19 protein-coding genes and 1 tRNA gene are annotated in these 20393 nt (G+C 27.1%); 5 read left to right on the top strand and 15 right to left on the bottom strand.

All coding sequences use genetic code 11. From position 1 onward, the window contains the following. Positions 1-3 precede the first annotated feature (3 nt). The 10 genes from ACA135_RS07445 to ACA135_RS07400 form a co-directional block, all read right to left on the bottom strand. Positions 4-1122 (bottom strand): ATP-binding cassette domain-containing protein, encoded by a 1119-nt coding sequence (locus ACA135_RS07445; RefSeq protein WP_409198120.1) that lies wholly within the window; start codon positions 1120-1122, stop codon positions 4-6. Positions 1123-1171: 49 nt separating this feature from the next. Further along, positions 1172-1969 carry an ABC transporter permease gene (locus ACA135_RS07440; RefSeq protein WP_409198119.1) on the bottom strand — a complete coding sequence of 266 codons (798 nt, stop codon included), beginning with the start codon at positions 1967-1969 and terminating at the stop codon, positions 1172-1174. A 50-nt stretch (positions 1970-2019) separates the two neighbouring features. Next, positions 2020-2811: a molybdate ABC transporter substrate-binding protein gene (gene modA / locus ACA135_RS07435; RefSeq protein WP_409198118.1), complete on the bottom strand. Its 792-nt coding sequence runs from the start codon at positions 2809-2811 to the stop codon at positions 2020-2022. Between the two features lie 180 nt (positions 2812-2991). Further along, a complete protein-coding gene (locus ACA135_RS07430; protein WP_409198117.1) occupies positions 2992-3438 on the bottom strand; it encodes an SseB family protein in 447 nt (148 codons plus the stop codon). A gap of 186 nt (positions 3439-3624) precedes the next feature. After that, complete coding sequence (locus tag ACA135_RS07425; protein WP_409198116.1) at positions 3625-5313, bottom strand: NrpR regulatory domain-containing protein; 1689 nt, start codon at positions 5311-5313, stop codon at positions 3625-3627. 164 nt (positions 5314-5477) lie between these two features. Continuing rightward, positions 5478-6824 (bottom strand): type I glutamate--ammonia ligase, encoded by a 1347-nt coding sequence (glnA, locus tag ACA135_RS07420; RefSeq protein ID WP_409198115.1) that lies wholly within the window; start codon positions 6822-6824, stop codon positions 5478-5480. A gap of 546 nt (positions 6825-7370) precedes the next feature. Next, positions 7371-7649, bottom strand: coding sequence for a hypothetical protein (locus tag ACA135_RS07415; protein ID WP_409198114.1), 279 nt, complete (start codon positions 7647-7649; stop codon positions 7371-7373). Positions 7650-8255: 606 nt separating this feature from the next. Continuing rightward, the gene (locus ACA135_RS07410; protein WP_409198113.1) at positions 8256-9008 is read right to left on the bottom strand and encodes a HesA/MoeB/ThiF family protein; all 753 of its coding nucleotides are present in this window, start codon (positions 9006-9008) and stop codon (positions 8256-8258) included. A 109-nt stretch (positions 9009-9117) separates the two neighbouring features. Further along, entirely contained in the window at positions 9118-10287 is a 1170-nt protein-coding gene (locus ACA135_RS07405; RefSeq protein ID WP_409198112.1) for an aldo/keto reductase, read from the bottom strand. A gap of 136 nt (positions 10288-10423) precedes the next feature. Continuing rightward, positions 10424-10531, bottom strand: a tRNA-Met gene (locus tag ACA135_RS07400). A 235-nt stretch (positions 10532-10766) separates the two neighbouring features. Here ACA135_RS07400 and ACA135_RS07395 point away from each other — a divergent pair. Together ACA135_RS07395 and ACA135_RS07390 are read left to right on the top strand one after the other, a co-directional pair. After that, a complete protein-coding gene (locus tag ACA135_RS07395) occupies positions 10767-12017 on the top strand; it encodes an adenosylhomocysteinase (RefSeq protein ID WP_409198111.1) in 1251 nt (416 codons plus the stop codon). Between the two features lie 67 nt (positions 12018-12084). Next, positions 12085-12744 carry a DUF2119 domain-containing protein gene (locus ACA135_RS07390; protein ID WP_409198110.1) on the top strand — a complete coding sequence of 220 codons (660 nt, stop codon included), beginning with the start codon at positions 12085-12087 and terminating at the stop codon, positions 12742-12744. 31 nt (positions 12745-12775) lie between these two features. On the opposite strand, the gene fen is transcribed toward ACA135_RS07390, so the two are convergent. The 5 genes from fen to cyaB all read right to left on the bottom strand — a co-directional run bounded on the left by fen (position 12776) and on the right by cyaB (position 17537). After that, positions 12776-13759 (bottom strand): flap endonuclease-1, encoded by a 984-nt coding sequence (gene fen, locus ACA135_RS07385; protein ID WP_409198109.1) that lies wholly within the window; start codon positions 13757-13759, stop codon positions 12776-12778. A gap of 21 nt (positions 13760-13780) precedes the next feature. After that, entirely contained in the window at positions 13781-14356 is a 576-nt protein-coding gene (locus ACA135_RS07380; protein ID WP_409198108.1) for a chorismate pyruvate-lyase family protein, read from the bottom strand. A gap of 30 nt (positions 14357-14386) precedes the next feature. Next, positions 14387-15643 carry a homoaconitase large subunit gene (hacA, locus tag ACA135_RS07375; RefSeq protein ID WP_409198107.1) on the bottom strand — a complete coding sequence of 419 codons (1257 nt, stop codon included), beginning with the start codon at positions 15641-15643 and terminating at the stop codon, positions 14387-14389. Between the two features lie 42 nt (positions 15644-15685). Further along, positions 15686-16861, bottom strand: a complete 1176-nt coding sequence (locus tag ACA135_RS07370; RefSeq protein ID WP_409198106.1) for a homocitrate synthase family protein — start codon at positions 16859-16861, stop codon at positions 15686-15688. Between the two features lie 124 nt (positions 16862-16985). Continuing rightward, the gene (gene cyaB / locus ACA135_RS07365) at positions 16986-17537 is read right to left on the bottom strand and encodes a class IV adenylate cyclase (protein ID WP_409198105.1); all 552 of its coding nucleotides are present in this window, start codon (positions 17535-17537) and stop codon (positions 16986-16988) included. Between the two features lie 213 nt (positions 17538-17750). Here cyaB and ACA135_RS07360 point away from each other — a divergent pair, with 213 nt between their 5' ends. The 3 genes from ACA135_RS07360 to ACA135_RS07350 all read left to right on the top strand — a co-directional run bounded on the left by ACA135_RS07360 (position 17751) and on the right by ACA135_RS07350 (position 20208). Then, positions 17751-18296 (top strand): TATA-box-binding protein, encoded by a 546-nt coding sequence (locus ACA135_RS07360; RefSeq protein WP_409198104.1) that lies wholly within the window; start codon positions 17751-17753, stop codon positions 18294-18296. Positions 18297-18308: 12 nt separating this feature from the next. Further along, positions 18309-19961 (top strand): phosphoserine phosphatase SerB, encoded by a 1653-nt coding sequence (gene serB / locus ACA135_RS07355; RefSeq protein ID WP_409198103.1) that lies wholly within the window; start codon positions 18309-18311, stop codon positions 19959-19961. Positions 19962-20034: 73 nt separating this feature from the next. Further along, on the top strand, positions 20035-20208 hold the full coding sequence (locus ACA135_RS07350; RefSeq protein ID WP_409198102.1) for a hypothetical protein: 174 nt from the start codon (positions 20035-20037) through the stop codon (positions 20206-20208). Positions 20209-20393: the final 185 nt, after the last annotated feature.

The following is a 20393-nucleotide window of genomic DNA, read 5'->3' as shown; positions in this document are numbered from 1 at the left end:
TTTTTAATTTTTCTTTAGATTGAATTTATTATAACTTTCGATTATGTTAACATTCATTGATTTGAAAATTAAATAAATTTCATTACCTTCTTTAATATTTAATAATTCATATGAATTTTTTGTTAAAATTCCTTTAAATTTAACATTTTCTACTTCTGTAATTACTGTGATAATAGGTCCTGCTATTTCAATATTTTTAATAATTCCTTTGAGTTGATTTTTTGCTGAAGATTTTATTTTATCATTTGAGAATATAATATTTTCAGGTCTTATTGCAACTAAAACTTCATGATTTTTAATATTCTTATTTTTATCATAATATTCTTCGTCTGCACTGTATAATGTTAAATTATCATTAATTTTAATTTCCATTATTCCTTCATTATATTTATCTACTTTTCCTTTTATAATGTTGTTAACTCCAACAAAATCTGCAACAAATTTATTATTAGGCTTTGAAAATACTGTGTCTATATAGTCCAATTGGTGAAGTATGCCATTTTTCATTACCCCTACACGGTCTGCTAAATTCCAGACATCATTAAAATTATGAGTCACATGGACAAATGTTGTTTTATACTTCTTACCTATGCTTTTAATTAAAGAAGTTAATGTTGCTTGAGTGGTTACATCTAATGCACTAAAAGGTTCATCCATTAAAATAATTTTAGGTTCAACAATAAGAGCTCTAGCTAGTGCTGTTCGTTGTGATTCTCCACCACTAAGAGTATTTACATCCCTAGGTAAAATATGAGTGATATTCATAATATTAGCCATATCTTTAATTTTTAAATCTATTTCTTCATTAGTTAATGATTTTTTATTTTTTAATCCATAAGCTATATTATCATAAACATTCATACTTGGAAAAAGAACATGGTCTTGATAAACAATTCCAATGTGTCTATCTTCAGGTGCAATATCATTAAGTACTTTACCATTTAATTTAATTAATCCTTCTTTTGGAGTGTAAAATCCAATAATTGTTTCAAGTAATACAGATTTTCCAGAACCAGTAGGGCCAATTAAAACAAGATATTCTCCCTCTTCAACTGAAAGGTTAATATTTTTTAAATGAAATTCCCCAAGATCCACAGATAAATTTTCAACTTCTAAATACATTTCAATCCCTAAAAAAATAAATATTTAATTTTTTCCTATTATCTTAAACTCAAACACTTTTTTGATTATTATAAGTTTCAGGAGCATATTTTTCCATTATAGCAATTGTAATAAATGAAATTATCACTAATAAAATTCCAGATGTAATAGCCATATCTATATCACCTGTAGATAAATTCAAATATATTGAAATAGCTAAAGTATCAGTTTTCATTAATATGCCTCCACCAACAAATAATACCGCAGCAAATGTTCCTATACATCTTGCAATAGTAATAATTATTGTTGCGAAAAGTCCTTGTTTTGATAAAGGTAATGTAATATTAAAAAAAGTATCAACTTCACTATAACCTAAACTTCTTGATACAAATTCATATCTAGGATCTATATAATTAAATGTAGAATGTAACATTTTAATTGCATAAGGTAAAGCTACAAAGAATTCGGCAATAATAATTCCAGTACTATTAAAAACTAGTTCAATTCCCAAAGTATTTAATATTCCTCCAATTCCATAGCTTCCTAAAAACATTAAAAGTGCTATACCAATAACAATTTCAGGAAAAGCCATAGGTAAATCTAATATGATTTTAAATAATTTTTTTAGAGGAAAATCATATCTACTTAATGTATAAGCCATAGGTATACAACATATTACCACTATTGTGGCAGAAACTAATGAAGTACCTATGGTTAATCCTATAGCATAAGTTAATTCTGGAGAAAATAAAGAAGATATGAATCCATCTACTGAAGTAATTAAAAACATACTTCCAATTACTGCAAAAAATATTAAAGTAACTGTTACTGTGATTCCAATAAATAACCATTCAAATTTAGAACGCATAATAATCTTATCCTCTCAATCTCCTAATAATTTTTTAGAAAAACTTTTTTTTAGTCTATTTCAAATCCCCATTTTTCCCAAATTTTTTTACCTTCATCAGATAAGATAAATTCTTGGAATTTTTGTGCGGAACTATTATCCTTTGCGAATTGAGTTGTTGCAACAGGTATTGTACTTATAGAATTCTCATTTTTAGGTATTTCTACAACTTCAATTTTATCTTTTCCTTCTTGCCATACAGTCATGTCTTCCCATATAATAGTTGTATCTACTTGTCCTGATACTATATAAGTTAATAATTGATTAACTGTAGTAGTTGTAACAGTAGGGTTTATTGTTAAATTATTTTTTTCAATAATTTTTTGAGATGTTTTTCCAATAGCAGGACCTTCGGCTTGACCTAAACCTACTTTAACATCAGATCTTTCTAAATCCTTAAGTCCAGTAATATTTTTAGGATTACCTTTTTGAACTACTATTACAGGTACCTTTTTAGTAATGTTCTGTTCTGTATTATTTTGAATGTAACCATTCTCTTTAGCTTCTTTCATATATTTATAAGCTGCAGGTAAAAAAATATCCCCACTTTTTTGGGTTTCTAAAGTTGAGAATAGTTCTCCACTTCCCCCATATTTCATATTTACTTTAATGTTAGGATATTTTTTGTTAAATTCAGTTACTAAATCATTACCAACTTTGCTGAAACCAGCTCCAGCTAGCACAGTTACAGTACCTGACTCACTAGATTGTTGTGTTGATATTGCCCCTGAGTAATAACTACCAGCTATAATAGCTATAATGGCAATAATAACAATTATTATAAAAATTTTTTTATTATTCATTTTTTTATTTCTCCATTTTTAAAAAAAGTTTTGTATTTTCATACATATCGATATTTTTATCATTCGATATTTAAGATTTTCTATTTAATCTGGGGATTTAAAAAAAAGAACATTGATGTTTAAAATTTAAAACATCGAAAAAAAATGGGTTTTATAATATTATTTAAAAAAAAGTTTTATTTAGTTGGTGTAAATATCGATTAACATTTCTTTAGGTATTACAATAGCTTCACCAAAAGGATTAATAGCTATACTCGCAATATTTTCTTCAGTATTACTATCTAACATTTCTAAATAAGTTTCTAAGTTAATTATAATTGCATCTTTTTTTTCAGGATCTTTACTTAACTCTTCTTCATCAGTAAATGCAGGGAAAAAGTTTTTTCCATCTTCTGAACTAATTAACATAAAATTCATAGGAGTATTTTTATCTAAAGTTATAGTTCCATCAGATTCTATCTTTTCTTTTAAGTCCTCTTCAACTTTAATGTCAGCAGGAGCTAAAAAAGATGCATTTTTAAGTTCTGCTAAAAATTTTTCTTCAGTATCTTCATTATAATTTTCATGTAAGTTTTTAATTACCTCTTTTAATCTATCATTTTGTAGGGGTTCCATTTCTTTTTCCATATTATTTTTGCTCCATTTTTTATTTTTATAAACATTCCTATCTGTTTTACTTATAAATTTTTATTAATTTATATATCTATTAAATTAATATTAAACATAATATTTAATGTTTTACTTATATTTCTTTATCTTTCATTTAAATGTATTAAGTTTTCATAAAAAAGTTTTGTAAGAATATAAATATTTTTAAATTTTTTCTAATTCATTAAAAGGAATTAATTTTTCAGCAGCTTTTACTTCAATATCAATGTTATTTTCCTTCATTGCTGCAATTGAATTTAACCCACTACCTGCAACAATTCCAAAATTATAATTATTCACTTTAGCATTATAAACTAACTCTCTAGGTTTTCCAATTTTATAAATAGATAATCCCATATCAATTAGTTTAGATAAAATATCTTTACTTCTTTCTCTTGCTACATAAGGTACTTCTTTAATAGAAGCTAAAGCATTTTGAGGATAAATCTTCTTTTTTGTAATATTAGTCATGTTTTTAAAAATAAAAATTTTATGAGGATCTAATGAAGAACCATTATATGAAATCATTTCAATAAATTGTGGAGAATTTCCTATTTCAATTAATCCACCATATTTCGGTGTGCTTAAAATCCCATTATTCATTAAAATCCCATCAATTGTTAAACTACAAATAGTACCTATACCTATTTTATTAGGATTACCGGGATGATTAATTAATTTATAATATGGATTAATATAATTTGGTGAATCTTCATATGTTTTTTTCATAATATCTAAGGCAAAATCTAAATCTTCTTTATCAATATAAGATATATTAGATATTATTTTTCCTTTTTCAGAATTTAAATCAAAATTTACTTTTTGTATTAAATTCCATGATTTTGAAAGTAAGAATGGTATCCTATTTTGATTTGATTTTTTTGAGGTTTTTAGTATATTTTGAGGTTTTGATATAGACTTTAAATTTTCATACTCTTCAAATTCTTCTATAGTTTCAATGTCTACATCATAATTTAACTCTTGAGCTGCACATAAAGGTGTAACTCCTCCAATTAATGCAATTCCAACTAAACCTTCATTAACTGGTACTCCTAATGTGGTTTCCCCGTTTTCTCCAATTTTCAATATACCATTAATACCTATTTGATTTAATTTTTCAAGAATGTTAATTGTTTTTTCCCTAGCGGCACTAGGTATTACTCTAAAATTTGCAGGTATTATTCCATTACCATTTTTCACAACTTCTCTAACGGATGTCATATCTTTTGCAATGAAAGCATTTAAAGGAGACATAGATGTTTTTTTATAAGAAATTAATTCAGTAAAATTTGTAGGAGTATAATCTTCAACATTAACAAGACCTCCATAAATAGGTTGGGATGCTATTCCATTTGATAAAAGAATCCCATCTATAGTTGTACTGCAAATAGTTTTTATTGTATATCCTAAAGATTCTCCTATTTTATTTTTTTCAACATTTATTAAGGGACTAACTGCTAGTCCTGCATCAAAAACATTTTTAACTACTTTAAATGCAGATTCGTCCAAAACATTAGATTTATTGACTATTATTTTCCCAGTTTTTTTTCCAAAATCAAAATTTGTTTTATACATCATTTCTTCAAATTTTGAATAAATAAAATCTACTTGGTCATAAATTAGTCCTTTTTCAAGTTTTTTTCTTCCAGATCCAGTGATTATTCTTCCAGAATATCCTTTTCTTTTACTGAATCCTTTTTCATCTAATATTTGCATGTGGTATCTTACAGCTCTTTCTCCTAAGTTATAACCTTTATTTTTTAATTCGTTTGCTATAACTTTAGAACCAATTGCTTTGTCTTGTTCACTTAAAATTCTGAGAATTTCTATCATACGATGTTCTGATTCTGACATTGTAGTTACCTTTGTAAAATTTAAGAAAAAAGAATTAAAATTTATTTTTTATTAAGTTAATTTATATTTTTTTTTAATAAGTTTCTATTTTATTTTTGAATTAAGAAATAGTAAAAAAATGTTTTTTTTTAAAAAAGTAAAAAATTAAAAAGAGGTTTAGTTAATTATAAATCTAAGTATCTTTCTTGTTCATATCCAAATACTTGTACTCTGTAATCGTCCCATTCTGCATATTTGGATTTTAAGAATGCTTCACTTATGTGTTCGCCTAAACCATCCATAATTATATTATCTTCTTCTAATGCATGGTATGCTTCCCATAAACTTGAAGGTAATACATTAATTCCTAATTCTTCACGTTCTTCTTCAGTTAATTTGTAAATGTTTATTTCTGTTGGTTCACCGGGATCAATTTTATTTTTTAATCCGTCCATTCCAGCATATAACATTGCTGCAAATGCTAAATAAGGATTACATGCTGGATCAGGTGCTCGGTATTCAATACGTGTTCCTTTTCCTCGTGCAGCAGGAACTCTTATTAATGCTGATCTATTTTTAAGACCATATGCTTCGTAAACAGGTGCTTCGTATCCTGGAACTAATCTTTTGTAAGAGTTTACTATTGGGTTAGTTATTGCAGTTAATGCTGGAGCATGTTTTAATAATCCTCCAATGAAATATATTGCTTCTTGAGAGATTCCACTTTCGCTTTCATCGTCTGCGAATAAGTTTTCTCCGTCTTTAAATAAACTTTGGTGACAGTGCATTCCACTACCATTTTCTCCAAAGAATGGTTTTGGCATGAATGTTACTCTATAATCTAATCCATCAAACTGTGCCATGTTATTAACTATAGCTTTTATTGCTTGTTTAAATGTTATTACTGCGTCAGCTGTCTTTAATGCATCGTCAAATTTAAATGCAATTTCATTTTGTCCAGGTCCTACTTCGTGGTGACTTACTTCAACATCAAATCCTAATTCTTCTAAGTTTAATGTTAATTCTCTTCTGAAATCAGGTCCTTTATCTTTTGGTTCTACATCAAAGTAACTTGCATCATCGTAAGGTACGGGATATCCGTCTTCATCTATATTAACTATGAAAAATTCTGGTTCTGGTCCAATATTATAATTGTATCCATATTCATCTTTTAATTTTTTTAGTGCATGTTTAAGTATGCTTCTTGGGTCTCCTACGAATGGTTTTCCTTCAGGGGTCCAAATATCACATATAAATCTGCATACTGCGGATTCTTCAGGTCTCCATGATAATTGTGAGTATGTGCTTATATCCGGTTTTAAAATTAGGTCACTATCATTGATTTCAACGAATCCTTCTATTGAGGATCCATCGAATGGCATTCCTTTGGTGAAAAAGTTTTCCATTTCTCCTTTTACATATGGAACTGCTATACTTTTTGGAACTCCATTTAAATCTACGAATTGAAGTCTTATGAATTTGATATTATCTGCTTCCATTCTTTCAATAATATTTTTTATTTCGTCTGACATGTAATAAATTCTCCATTTATAATTAGTTATGTTTTATCTTTGTATGGGTTTACTTTTAAGTTTTGTTTTTTTTAAGTAAATTAAATTGGAAGTTAGCCGGAAGGTTACTTCCTACGGAATTACATTTCCACCTAATACTATATAAACTTTTTTAAAATAATGGCTTTGTAGAAACCCTATTTTTTTGGTAGTTGTGTTGATCTGTGGATGTTGTAGATTAGGTTTTTGAGTTTTGTTTCTTTGTTTGATAGTTTTAATGTTCGGCTTCGGTTTGTTCCGTTAAATAGTCTTTTGATTACGCTGAATACTCCTTCTACATTGCTTCTTAGACTGTATATTTTGGGTCTGAAGATGGATATGCTGTTAAGTCTGTAATGTCCTTTTTTGGCTCTAGTTTTAATTGGTATTATGGTCAAAAGCTCCAGTGTATTCGTTTATACATTTTCTTATGGGTTCTGTGTCGTATGCTCTGTCTGCTAATATGTAAATGTGGATGATATTTTTTTTGTTTGTCTTATGGAATTGATTGCGAACTTGGTGTCACTTCTAAGGTCCTCTTTGAGTTGCATAATTTAGGATTAAAAGAGTTTTTATGTCTATTGCAATATGGTTTTTAACATAGCTTTTTCGTTCTTTAGCTCGTATTATTGCATAATATTTGTCAGCATAATCGTTGGTGAATCCTGATCCATCAAGGGCTATTATTTCTCCACTTATATCATGTTGAGATAATATTAATTGGTTGATTTTTCTTAAAGTACCAGATGGTAGTTTTTGGAAAAATTTTTGGATTGTAGTGTAATGTGGGACCTTTTTTATCCGCAAATATTTAATTATATTGGTCAGATAACTGTAAAAAATTGAGTTATATTCACGAAATGTGCTTTTTAGTATAAAATTTTTAAGTGATAAAATAGTGAATAAAACAGGTTGTGTGTATAAATGATTGCTAAAATAATTAGAATAAGTATTTAAGCACATTTTTGCATAGTTAAAAGTTGTTTCAATAAATTTTAACAGTTGATTATTTGTTAAATCCTCATTACGATTTTTTAAAAGTACTTTTTATAAAATTTTTTGTAAGGTTTTTCAAAGTTAAAATCCGAAAGATTTAATTGCTTAGAAAACAAAGAATTACTTGGAAAATTAATGTTTTTACTTGTCATATTAATATTTATTCTCCATTTTAATATTAATACTTATTCTTTACTTATTTTAAATATCATAGGTACTATTTCAAGTGTAAAGACTTGAAACCTTCTTAAAACTTCTTAAACCTAAATTAAAAGAAATCGAAAAAACAAAAACATCAAGGTACAATTTCAATTGAAAAAAAATTAGAAAAAAAATAAAGGGTTTCTACAAAACCAAAATAATACAAAAACTAAAAAAAATATTATATTAATTCATTAAAAAAATTTAAAATAAGAATTATAATTTAACAGTACAAAAAGAATTCAAATTCAATAAATCAAATTTAAAAATATTTGGAGAATAAATAACTTTTCCAACACCCGTAATATATTTATATGCCTCAAATGCTTGTAAAGCCCCAATTATATTAGGAACTGGGCCGATAACTGGGGGAACACCATTATTTAATGATTCAATTTCTTTAACAATTTGGGCATTGATTTTTTTATTAACTGAAGGTAATTCAAATAATTCTTCATAACTTTCACTATCCTTTGTAAAAACAGTAATTTGTCCCATAGTACCATGAATTGCCCCATGAACTAAAGGGATATTATGTTCTTTAGTAAATCTAGATAAAATAATTCTTGAAATTAAATTATCCAATGCATCAATAACAATATCACAATCGCCTACTAAATAATTAACATTACTTTCATCTAATTCTTCGTTAAAAGTATTAACTTTCACATAAGGATTAACTATTCTTACTCTTTCTTTTCCAGTTTCACTTTTAGATTTTCTTAAAGTTGAAGTTGTACTCAATAATTGTCTATTTAAATTGGAGAAATCAAAATAATCTTTATCAATAAGATTTAACTCTCCAACACCCATACGAGCTAGCATTTCTATAACTGAACCACCAATACCACCACAACCAACAACTCCTATTTTTGATTCTTTAAATCTTTTTTGCTGGCTTTTTGTAACAATACTCATTTGTCTACTTGCAATTTCCCAATAACCCATTTCCTTATATCTTGTTGGCATTTTCATCACTAATTATAATTAAATTTTATTTAATTTAATATATCTATTTTATATTAATAATTTTTAATCTTATATAATTAAAATTAAATAAAAAAAAACAAAAAAAGATTTAAAATAAGTTAAAATTTTCACCAAATAATTCATGAACTTTTTTAAGCTCATTAGGAATGTTAATAAGTTGAGGGCAAAAATTTAAACATTTACCACAATTATTACATTTATCTGCTCTACTATTCTCAGAAATTAAGTTAAAATAATGCATACTACTAGCAGCAGGATCATCCAATATCTTAGCTATATTATACTCTCTAAAACAATTAGGAATATTAACCCCATTAGGACAAGGCATACAATACTGACAACCTGTACAATCATTACCCTTTTTAAATCTATATTCCCTAGCCACTTCATTAATTAAACTTAAATCATTTTCTGAAATAGAATTAACTTTAGCATTACATGCAATTTCGATATTCTCTTGAACTTGTTTTAAAGAATTCATACCACTAAGAACACAATCAACATTTTCCATATTCCATAAGTAATCAAAAGCCCATTCAACAGGAGTTCTATTAACTTCAGCAGTATTCCACATATCTTTTATATCTTTAGGAATATTTTCAACTAATCTTCCTCCCCTAAGAGGTTCCATAATAATATTTCCAATTCCCATACTATTAATCAAATCTAATCCAGCAAGACCACTTTTATAATTTTCATCTAAATAATTCATTTGACTTAATACAACTTCCCATTTATCATATTCACTTATAATACTCATCAATATGTCAAATTCAGTATGTGCAGAAAAACCTATATGTTTTACCCTACCATCATTTAAGATATCATCTAAAAAATCAAAAACATCTAAAGATTTATAATTGGACCAATATTCGCTATTTAATCCATGTAATAAATAAATATCAATATGATCTGTCTTTAACCTAGATAATTGTTCATTAAATATGTTTTCCATATCATTTTTTTCTTTAATTAACCAACTAGGTAATTTAGCAGATAATAAAACTTTTTCTCTATAACCATTTTCTAAAAAATTTCCAATAACAGGTTCACAATTACCTTTACCCTTTAAATCAGTAGCATGGAATGAATAACCTGTATCAATTATATTTATTCCATTATCAATACCATAACTAAGTATCTCATTAGTTTTTCCTAAGTTAATTTCATCGTTAGAATTTTCGTGGGGTAAACGCATAGCTCCAAAACCTAAAATAGAAACTTTTTCGCCAGTATTCCCTAATTCTTTATATTGCAATTTTTTTCACCTAATACTTTTATAATTTAAAATAGGTTATTTAAAATGATACTTAGTTGCGATTAATAATTATTTAGGTTATAAATTATTTAAAAATAGTTAAAACTAATGTATATTATTCCTGGGATTGTAAAAATGCCGGGAACGGGATTCGAACCCGTGGCCTCACGGTATCCCAGGAATTGTCAGAGCACTGCTTAAAACCCTATGAGCCGTGCGCTCTAACCAGCTGAGCCACCCCGGCATCTGACAGTAATAAAATTTTAGTAACTAATCTCTTATAAAGTTTTCCCTTTTTACTAAATTTTTGCAAATAATTATCCAATAATACATAAATTAAAAAATTTATTTTTTCATAAAAAAGATAAATAAAATTTTAATACATAATTTTTAATAAAACATATAATAAAAAATAGTAATATAATATAATAATATAACTTACATAAAAAATAATTTTTAAATTTAAAAAGTGATTATCAATGAGTAAAGTAAAAGATATGGCCCTTGCCGATGAGGGTATAAGAAAAATTAAATGGGTTCAAAAACACATGCCTGTTCTTGAACATATTAAAAAACAATTTGAAGAAGAAAAACCTTTTGAAGGAATTACCATAGGATCTTGTTTACATTTAGAACCTAAAACTGTAAATTTAGGATTAACATTACAAGCAGGAGGGGCAGAAGTAGCAATGACTGGTTGTAATCCTCTTTCAACTCATGATGATGCAGCAGCAGGAGGAGCAGCTTTAGGATTAAACATTTATGGGTGGAGAGAACAAAGTGAAACAGAATATTACTCAACTATAAATGATGTACTAAGTCATAAACCTGACATAATAATTGATGATGGGGCAGACATGATTCTAACAATTCATGAAAAACGACCAGATCTTTTAAAAACAATTATGGGTGCATGTGAAGAAACAACAACAGGTGTTCATAGATTAGAAGGAATGCATGCTGATGGTGCATTAAAATTCCCAGTTGTAGCGGTTAATGATGCATATACTAAATATCTATTTGATAATCGTTATGGTACTGGACAATCCTCATTAGATGCTATCATGGGAACAACTAATATGTTAATTGCAGGAAAAAATGTTGTTGTATGTGGATACGGTTGGTGTGGCCGTGGAGTAGCATCAAGAGCTGATGGTTTAGGAGCAAATGTAATAGTAACTGAAGTGGATCCAATCAGAGCTTTAGAAGCAAGAATGGATGGTTTTAGAGTAATGACTATTAGAGAAGCTGTCAAAATCGCTGATTTAATAATAACTGTAACAGGAAATATTGACATTATTAAAGGTGATGACTTCAAATATATGAAAGATGGATGTTTACTAGCAAATTCTGGACATTTCAATGTAGAAATAAATCGAGAAGATTTAGAATCACAATCTGTAGCGGTAGAAGAAGTAAGAGAAAGTATAGAAATGTTTGTAATGGAAGACGGTAGAAAACTTTATCTATTAGCAGATGGAAGATTAGTAAATCTCGCTGCAGCTAGAGGTCAAGGACATCCAGCAGAAATAATGGATATGAGTTTTGCAGTACAAGCATTATCTGCAAAATATATTTTAGAAAACGATTTACCAATAGATGTTATGAAAGCACCTGATTCTATTGATGATACCGTTGCTAGATTAAAACTTAAAGCAATGGGAATAGAAATAGATTCCTTATCAGATACCCAAGAATCTTATTTAGCTAATTGGGCTCAAGGAACATAAAAATTTAAAAAAAAGAGAAACTTCTCTTTTTAATTTTATTTTTAATAATAAAAATTTATAGAAAAAAATGTCATATTACCGTCATATAAATAATGGAAAAGGTCCAACAAAATTAATAATTGGTGGAATACATGGAAACGAAGGTAGAACTACAATTAACCTTATAAAACTCTTAAAAAAAGAAGATTTTGGGCCAGGACAGATTTACATATACAATTTAGATGACACACCATATATATCAACAATAAATAAAAAATTCTATAAATCTAAACAAGGTAAAAAAATAATTGATTTAATACAAAAATATAAGCCTGATTTTTACACGGAACTTCACTGTTATAATATTTCCCATTATAAAAAGTTAATTGATGATTCAAGATTTCAATCTCAAGGAGTTCCACCTTTAATAGATTGTGGGAATTTTATATTAGTTAGCTCAGTTTCACCATTAATACGATTTAAATATTTTGAAAAAGAAACTGTTTGTAAAACTATAGAAATCCCATCATTCAATAGTAAACATTTTGATTTAAAAAAAGTAGAAAACCAGTATGGTTTTAATAAAAAATTATCTATTGATAAAGCTATGGATTTATTATACTTAGTAACTAAATCAAATACACGTCAAGAATATGAAAAAAATATAAGTGCTAAATATCCTAAACAAGTGGATTTAGCAATAAAATATGTTCGAGAATTATTTGGAGTATCATTCTCCCCATATTAAGATTTAAACTTTTTTTGATAATAAATAAATTTTAAAACCAATCTTCTAAACTTTTTTGTGTTGAATTTAATTTTTTCATTTTATTTGCAGAACTTACAACTCTAGCTTCTGAAAAACCATGTTCTTCACACATAAATTCAGTTAATTGATCTAGTTTAACATTTTTCCATTTAATTTCATAATTTGTGTTAACTTCAGGTTTTAAAAAAATATTTCTAAGAATATCCGGGTCTACTTCTAATTCTACCTCTTTGTTTTTTAAAATATTTTCTAAACTATCATTTTTAATTAATTTTAATCCAGTTTTTGCCCCTATGCCTTTAATTCCCTCATTAAAGTCAGTACCTACTAAAATTGCAATATCTATTAATTGGTTTCTTGTTAAATCTAAATTTGCGAGAATTTTTTCAAGTTCCATATATTTTAAATTAGATAAACCCCCACTTAAAGTTAAATTTCGAACAGTTCTTGAAGCCCCAAATAATAAACAATCATAGTCTTGTGATGCAACAGACCAAGCATCTCCTTTTTGAACCATATATGATGCTTGAGCTTCACCTTCACTTTTAGATTGTACATATGGAATTCCTAATAAATCAAGTAATTTTTTAGAAGATTCTATTATATAAGGAGATATTTTTGATGAACGCATTGCAAATTTACGAGCTTCTTCTTCATTCCCCTCATCTAATGCTTCTTTCCATTTTTTTTCAGATTCATTTCTAACTTCTTTTCTTTTCATAACAGTGTTTGTTTTAAAGTCAGAATGTTTTCCATCAAAAACATAAATTGGTTTAATTCCCTTTTCAACAATTGAAGAAGTTCTGTATAATAATCCACTAAGATGTGAAGTAATATTACCATCTTGATCCATAAGAGGTGTTCCATCTCTTTGACGTATACCTGATAAAAATTGGTAAAGAGTATTATATGTGTCAATTGCAACACTATGCCCTTCTAAATCTTTAAATCCAATTTCTTCTGTTTCAATAATATCAGTAAATTTTACACCCATTTAATCACACCATTATATTATTTAATTAATACTATCTTTTTCAACAAAATATGTAATTGGGAAAAATTCTTTTATCCAAATTAAAATTTTTTCATTATGAATAATTGTATAAGTTCTTGTTAAAAAATCCTTATCAGTTTTATATATTTCCTCTAATTTTTCATTAGATTTTTCAACTTGTATAGTTTTTATCTCTCTTCTAGATTCCATATTATATTTTCGAAGAATTCTTCCTATAGGTATATCTGCTCTAATTAAATCAGATTTAAAATTATCATGTAATCTTTTTAATGGAATATAGGAAATGGCATAAATTAATGGTTTATTATTTTTATGCATTAATACTTCTCTATAATTTATTTCTTCTCCACAACCAATGTCTATTAATTCTGCTATTTCAGGGGTTGATTTTTCAAAATGTTGTTCAAGTGTTTTTAAATCAATTTTTCCATTTAAAACATCTAATATAGCAGTTATTGATCCATCAGTAGTTAAAAGAATTTTTTGTGTATTGGAAAAAGTTTTACCATAATTTTTTTCAACTGTATAAATTTTTTCTATTAATCGTTGATTAATATTATTGCCTTCACAAGTCATTTTATCCCATTAAATTTAATATTTAAATTTTTAAAAAATATTTTCTGGATTTTCTATAAACCCTTTTATTGCTGATGCTGCTACAACTGAAGGATTTCCTAAATATACTTCAGACTCAGAATCTCCCATTCTACCTTTAAAATTCCTATTAGTTGAAGATATACACACTTCATTTTCAGATAAAACACCCATATGACCACCTAAACAAGGTCCACATCCAGGATTACAAATTATTGCACCAGCATCCATAAATATTTGTATTAAACCTTTATTCATAGCTTCTTGATAAACTTTTTTAGATGCAGGTATTATAATTAATCTAACATCATCAGAAACTTTTTGCCCTTTTAAAACTTTAGCTGCAGCTAATAAATCAGAAAATCTACCATTAGTACAAGATCCAATGAAACACTGGTCAATTGATGTTCCTTCTACTTTAGATAATCCTTTAACATTATCCACATCATTAGGGCAGGCAATTTGTGCTTCTAAATCATTAACATCAAATAGATATTCTTTTTCATATATTGAGTCTTTGTCTGATTTTAAAATATTTAATTGATTTTTAGTTTTTCCAGTTTTTTTCATAACATAACTTAATGTATCTTCATTAGGTTCCATTATTCCATTTTTTGCACCCATTTCAATTGCCATATTACACATGGTCATTCTACTATCAACATCTAATCCATTTATTGTTTCACCACAAAATTCCGCTGTTTTATAAGTACCTCCACCAATTCCTATTTTTCCAATTATATTTAAAATAAGATCTTTTGATGTTATCCCTTGTGGTAATTTTCCTTCTACTTCAATTTTCATTGCTTCAGGAACCATTAACCATGTTTGTCCAGTAGCATATACCATAGCCATATCAGTTGAACCCATTCCTGTTGAAAATGCTCCAAATGCACCATAAGTACAAGTATGTGAATCAGCTCCAACTATTAATTTTCCAGGTTCAATTAAACCCATTTCAGGTATGACTTGATGACATATTCCTTCTCCATGAGTATAATGGTGTGTAATATTTTGTTTTTTTATAAAATCTCTTGCCACTTTTTGAAATTCTGCAGAACCTATAGTATTAGCGGGTATTACATGATCAAATACAATTGCTATTTTTTCAGGATCCCATACTTTATCTGCTATTTTTTCAAATGTTTTGATTGCAGGAGGAGATGTTCCATCATGGGACATAGCTAAATCCACATTTACTTCTATAATTTCTCCAGGATTTACTTCTCGTCCAACTTTTTTTGATAAAATTTTTTCAGTTATATTCATTTAATACCACTTATCTAAGTTAATTAAGAAATTAAATTAATTTTAAGGGTCAATAGGTTCATCAATATTTCTTATAATGTCTTTAAATACATCATCATTAATATATTGTCCTTCTTCTCTTTTTTCTTTAACTCTTTTAACAATTTTACATAATTGATCTTTTGTTACATTATAACCACAATCATCTAATTTTGCTTTAACTGCTCTACATCCTGAATGTTTTCCTAAAACTAATTGTCTTTTTTGACCTACTAATTCAGGTAAGTAAGGTTCATATGTTAATGGTTCTTCAATTACTGCATCAACATGAATTCCAGATTCGTGTCTGAATATATTTTTACCAACAACTGGTTTATTGTAAGGAACTTCTAATCCAGTATCTTTTGATACCATTTCAGATAATTCTTTTATTATTTTTGTTTTAAACCCTAAATCTTTACCATATAAAAGTTTTAATGACATTACGAGTTCTTCAAGTGATGCATTACCTGCTCTTTCACCAATACCATTAATAGTTGTTGAAACATCATTTGCTCCAGCTAATAATCCTGCAATTGAGTTAGTAACTGCTAGGCCAAAGTCATTATGACAATGTAAAGCTATGTTAGTATTAATTTCTTTTCTTAATTCTTTGATTAAAAAAGTCATTCCTTGTGGGGTTATTGCACCAGTTGTGTCTGCTACATGGACTCTATCTACTCCATAACTTTCTGCTTTTTTGTACATTCTTTTTAAATAATCTAAATCTGTTCTTGTTGCATCTTCAGCTGAAAATGCAACGAAAAGACCATGATCTTTAGCATATTCAATAGATTTCATGCAAGTGTTTAAAGCCTCTTGGCGAGTAATATGCATTTTATGTTCTAAATGAAGATCTGATGTTCCCATAAATGTTATAATTCCATCTACATCACAATCTAGTGCTGCGTTGATATCACTTATTTTAGTTCTAGCTAAACAAAGTACATCTGCATTTAATCCTTCATGTGCTATAGTTGAAACAGTGTCTTTTTCATGTTTTGAAACTATTGGAAAACCTACTTCTATTTGATGTATTCTGAATTCATCTAATTTTTTAGCTATTTCAAGTTTTTCCTGTTTATCTAAGCAAACGCCTGGTGTTTGTTCTCCATCTCGTAGTGTGGTGTCGTATATGGTGATTTTTTTTGGAAACTTCAATTCTATCTCTTTGTTAAATGGACTAGTGTAATATTGCATTATTTTCACTCTATTTTTTGTTAATTATTTTTATATTTTATAAAGTATAGTTATCTTAATTTTTTTATTTTCTTTTTTGTTTTTAATAAAACTTTTTAATATTTTTGTAATAATTTTAATTTTTTTATAAATTTTTATCTTTGTTTTCTAGTAATTCTAAGTAAGATGTTCTTTCAAATCCTTTTTTTATTCCTAATTTTTCAAAAATTTTAAAAATATTTTCTTGTGCTTTTTTGTAATCATTCCCATCTTCTAAGATGGTTTCGATTTCCATGTAGGGTTCTAATCCTTCAACATTATCTAAACTAATTGAATATTCATTTAAATCATAATAATCTCTTGTTTTTTTAACGGTTCTAACATTTGTAAATCCTAAGTTTATGAAAATTTTTTTACATTTGTTTTCATCTTCTATTTTCATTTCAATTTCTTCTCGGGTTTTACTTTTTTTATCTATTTTGGGACCTTTGTATGTTATGAATAATTCTTCTTTTTCATCGGTATTTACTTTTCTAATCCTTAGAGCTTCATCAGTTTTTGCAAAATCTACTATTGGGCTGTTAAAATATATGTCTGTTTGAGTTTCAGTTTTATTTTTTTCCACATTTAATTTCTTTAATTCTTCAATAATTTCTTCAAAACTATTAATTTTTGCTTTTGCTTCTACTTCTATCATTTAATCCCTCATTTTTTTTTAAATTTCTTTTAATTATTATATATTATATGTTTTGTATTTACTTTTCTAAAATATTTTCATAAGCTTATTTTTTTATTTTTTATAAATACATTTATATACTTTATAAATACAATATATTTTTAGTAAAAGTTTTACTATGTTATTTTTAAAATTTTACTTACTTTTTTTTAAATTATATTGGAGGTATATGAATTGACCGATGTTGATATAAAAATAGAGAACATTGTGTCTTCTGCAAGTATTGGTAAAGATATTGTTCTTACTGAGATTTCTAAAGCATTAGAAGGCGTTACTTTTAATCGTGAACAGTTCCCAGGTTTAGTTTTTAAACTAAAAGATCCAAAAACTGCTGCTTTGATTTTTAGCTCTGGTAAACTAGTGTGTACTGGTGCAAAATCTATAGATGACTCAAAGTTGGCTATTAAAAAAACTGTGGATAAAATGCGGACAATTGACACTGATATTCCTGAAGAATTTGAAATTAAAATTCAAAATATTGTGGCTTCTGCTAATTTACAATCCACACTAAACTTAGAAGCTGTGGCGTTAGAATTAGAAAACACAGAATATGAACCTGAGCAATTCCCAGGTTTAGTTTATAGGTTGACTGACCCTAAAGTTGTTTTATTATTATTTGGTTCTGGTAAAGTTGTATGTACTGGGGCTAAAACTCGAGGAGATGCTAAGCTCGGAGTAGAAAGAGCTTATGACAGACTCAAAGAGTTGGATTTAATTTAATTGGTGGTATGTTTGATTAAACTTGTAGTATTTGATTTAGATAATGTTATAATTAATGGTGAAGGAATAGATGAAATAGGAAAATTAGCAAACGTTCAAGATAAAATTGCAGAAATCACTGAACAAGCAATGAACGGTGATATTGACTTCGAAACATCTATAAATGAAAGAGTTAAACTTCTTGAAGGAGCTTCTGTTGAAGAAATTAAGAAAATAGCTGATGAATTACCTCTTAATAATGGTGCTGAAGAAACAATTAAAGTATTAAAAGATAAAGGCTATGAAATAGCAATTATTAGTGGTAGTTTTGATGTTATTGCTGATTCTATTAAGGATAAACTTAATATTGATTATTTATTTACTAATTCTTTAAGTGAAAAAGATGGAAAATTAACTGGTGAAGTTACTGGACCTTTAGTTTCCGGTTCCAAACTTGATGTTTTATCTGATTTATTAAAAGAAAAAGATTACGATTTAGCTGATTGTATAGCTGTTGGTGACGGTGCTAATGATATATCCATGCTTGAAGGTGTTGGATATGGTATAGCATTTAATGCAAAACCAAAAGTTAAAGAAATAGCTGATGTAATTGTGGAAGATAATGATTTAAATGATGTTTTAACTGTTATAGAAGATTTAGATTCTAAAGTTAAAGCTAAAGAACCTGAAAAACCTGAAGATTCTAAAGTTGAAGCTAAAGAACCTGAAGAAGCTAAAGATTCTAAAGCTGAAAATGGTGAAGATAATTCTTCTAAGAAAGAAGCTAAAGATTCTAAAAAATCTAAAAAATCTAAAAAGTCTAAACTTCCTGAACCAACTAACTTTGTGCTTGCAGACACTATGGATGGAGTAAAAGTACAAAAAGATGAAAAGGAAAAACTTATATCTCAAATTGCTGATGAACGAGAAGCTTTTAATAAAGAAGCTAAGGAACAACGTAAAATACGTGATGAATTAAATAATTCTTTAAAAGAAAATCTTCAAAAGGCTATTGAATACAGAGATGCACGTAATGAGATTAACAAAGACGTCGAAGCTAATAAAAAGAAAAGAAATGACGTTAATGAAAAAATCAAAAATCTTGAATGGTCCTCTGGTAAAAGAGATAAAGTAAAACTCGAAAATGAAATTAAAAAAATAGATAAAATAATTGAAACTAGAGTTTTAGATATTAAAAAAGAAAATCAGCTTGTTAAAAATGCAAATGATCTTAGAAAACAATTAACTGAAGTTAAAGAAGACGATAAAGTTAAAGATGAAGCTCAAGAGCTTAAAAAAGAATCAGAATTATACCATGCTAATGTTGTGGAACATTCTGCTAAAGCTCAAGAAGCTCATGAAAACATGCTTAAATACTTTAGAAAAACTGATGAGATTAGAACAGCAGCTGATGAAGCTCATAAAAACTTTATTCAAGCTAGAAAGAATGCATCCGCTAAACATGAAGACTTTAAAATGGTTTTAAGTGAAATTCATGTTATTAATAAAAAATTAGGTAGAAACAACAAACCTAAAAGACAAAAATCTAATAATAAAGGATCATCTCCTAATAAACGGAATAAAGAAGAAAAAGAAAAAGCTGAAGTTATCTTTGATAAGTTTAAACATGGTAAAAAACTTTCAACTGAAGAACTTTTACTTTTACAAAAATATGATATAAGTTAAATATTTTTTTAATTTATTCATTAATATTTTTTTAATTTTCATTAAAAAAATAATTTATTTAGAGTGAAAATATATGGTTGAAGAAGATACAATTGATAAACCTGAAAAAATTGAAGAATGTTATACCTGTGGTAAAAAATTCAATATAAATGCTAATGATAATAGCCATTATCACTATGGAAAATTTCCTATGTGTAATTATTGTAGTAATTTTTATGGATTTTACGATAAGGAATATAAAAAGTAAGTTTATATAATCCATTTTTTTCTAACTATTTTTTTTCTAACTATTTTTTTATAATTTTAATTTCTAAAATTCATTACTCTTTTTAAGCTACTAATTTTATAAAAATTTAATTTACATCTATACAAAATTTTATATACATCCAAAATGTGTATATTAAAAATATTAATTTTTTAAAAGTATTAATT

It is taken from the genome of Methanobrevibacter acididurans, assembly GCF_046197875.1.
Classification (GTDB): domain Archaea; phylum Methanobacteriota; class Methanobacteria; order Methanobacteriales; family Methanobacteriaceae; genus Methanobrevibacter_A; species Methanobrevibacter_A acididurans.
This window is presented reverse-complemented; position numbering and strand designations above follow the sequence as displayed.

Excerpts from the sequence above, each read along its gene's own strand:
- modA (WP_409198118.1), bottom strand. The coding sequence starts at position 2,811 with ATGAATAATAAAAAAATTTTTATAATAATTGTTATTATTGCCATTATA.
- ACA135_RS07445 (WP_409198120.1), bottom strand. The coding sequence starts at position 1,122 with ATGTATTTAGAAGTTGAAAATTTATCTGTGGATCTTGGGGAATTTCAT.
- glnA (WP_409198115.1), bottom strand. The coding sequence starts at position 6,824 with ATGTCAGACGAAATAAAAAATATTATTGAAAGAATGGAAGCAGATAAT.
- ACA135_RS07350 (WP_409198102.1), top strand. The coding sequence starts at position 20,035 with ATGGTTGAAGAAGATACAATTGATAAACCTGAAAAAATTGAAGAATGT.
- ACA135_RS07380 (WP_409198108.1), bottom strand. The coding sequence starts at position 14,356 with ATGACTTGTGAAGGCAATAATATTAATCAACGATTAATAGAAAAAATT.
- fen (WP_409198109.1), bottom strand. The coding sequence starts at position 13,759 with ATGGGTGTAAAATTTACTGATATTATTGAAACAGAAGAAATTGGATTT.
- cyaB (WP_409198105.1), bottom strand. The coding sequence starts at position 17,537 with ATGATAGAAGTAGAAGCAAAAGCAAAAATTAATAGTTTTGAAGAAATT.
- ACA135_RS07370 (WP_409198106.1), bottom strand. The coding sequence starts at position 16,861 with ATGCAATATTACACTAGTCCATTTAACAAAGAGATAGAATTGAAGTTT.
- ACA135_RS07395 (WP_409198111.1), top strand. The coding sequence starts at position 10,767 with ATGAGTAAAGTAAAAGATATGGCCCTTGCCGATGAGGGTATAAGAAAA.
- ACA135_RS07410 (WP_409198113.1), bottom strand. The coding sequence starts at position 9,008 with ATGCCAACAAGATATAAGGAAATGGGTTATTGGGAAATTGCAAGTAGA.
- ACA135_RS07430 (WP_409198117.1), bottom strand. The coding sequence starts at position 3,438 with ATGGAAAAAGAAATGGAACCCCTACAAAATGATAGATTAAAAGAGGTA.
- ACA135_RS07390 (WP_409198110.1), top strand. The coding sequence starts at position 12,085 with ATGTCATATTACCGTCATATAAATAATGGAAAAGGTCCAACAAAATTA.
- ACA135_RS07425 (WP_409198116.1), bottom strand. The coding sequence starts at position 5,313 with ATGTCAGAATCAGAACATCGTATGATAGAAATTCTCAGAATTTTAAGT.
- ACA135_RS07440 (WP_409198119.1), bottom strand. The coding sequence starts at position 1,969 with ATGCGTTCTAAATTTGAATGGTTATTTATTGGAATCACAGTAACAGTT.
- hacA (WP_409198107.1), bottom strand. The coding sequence starts at position 15,643 with ATGAATATAACTGAAAAAATTTTATCAAAAAAAGTTGGACGAGAAGTA.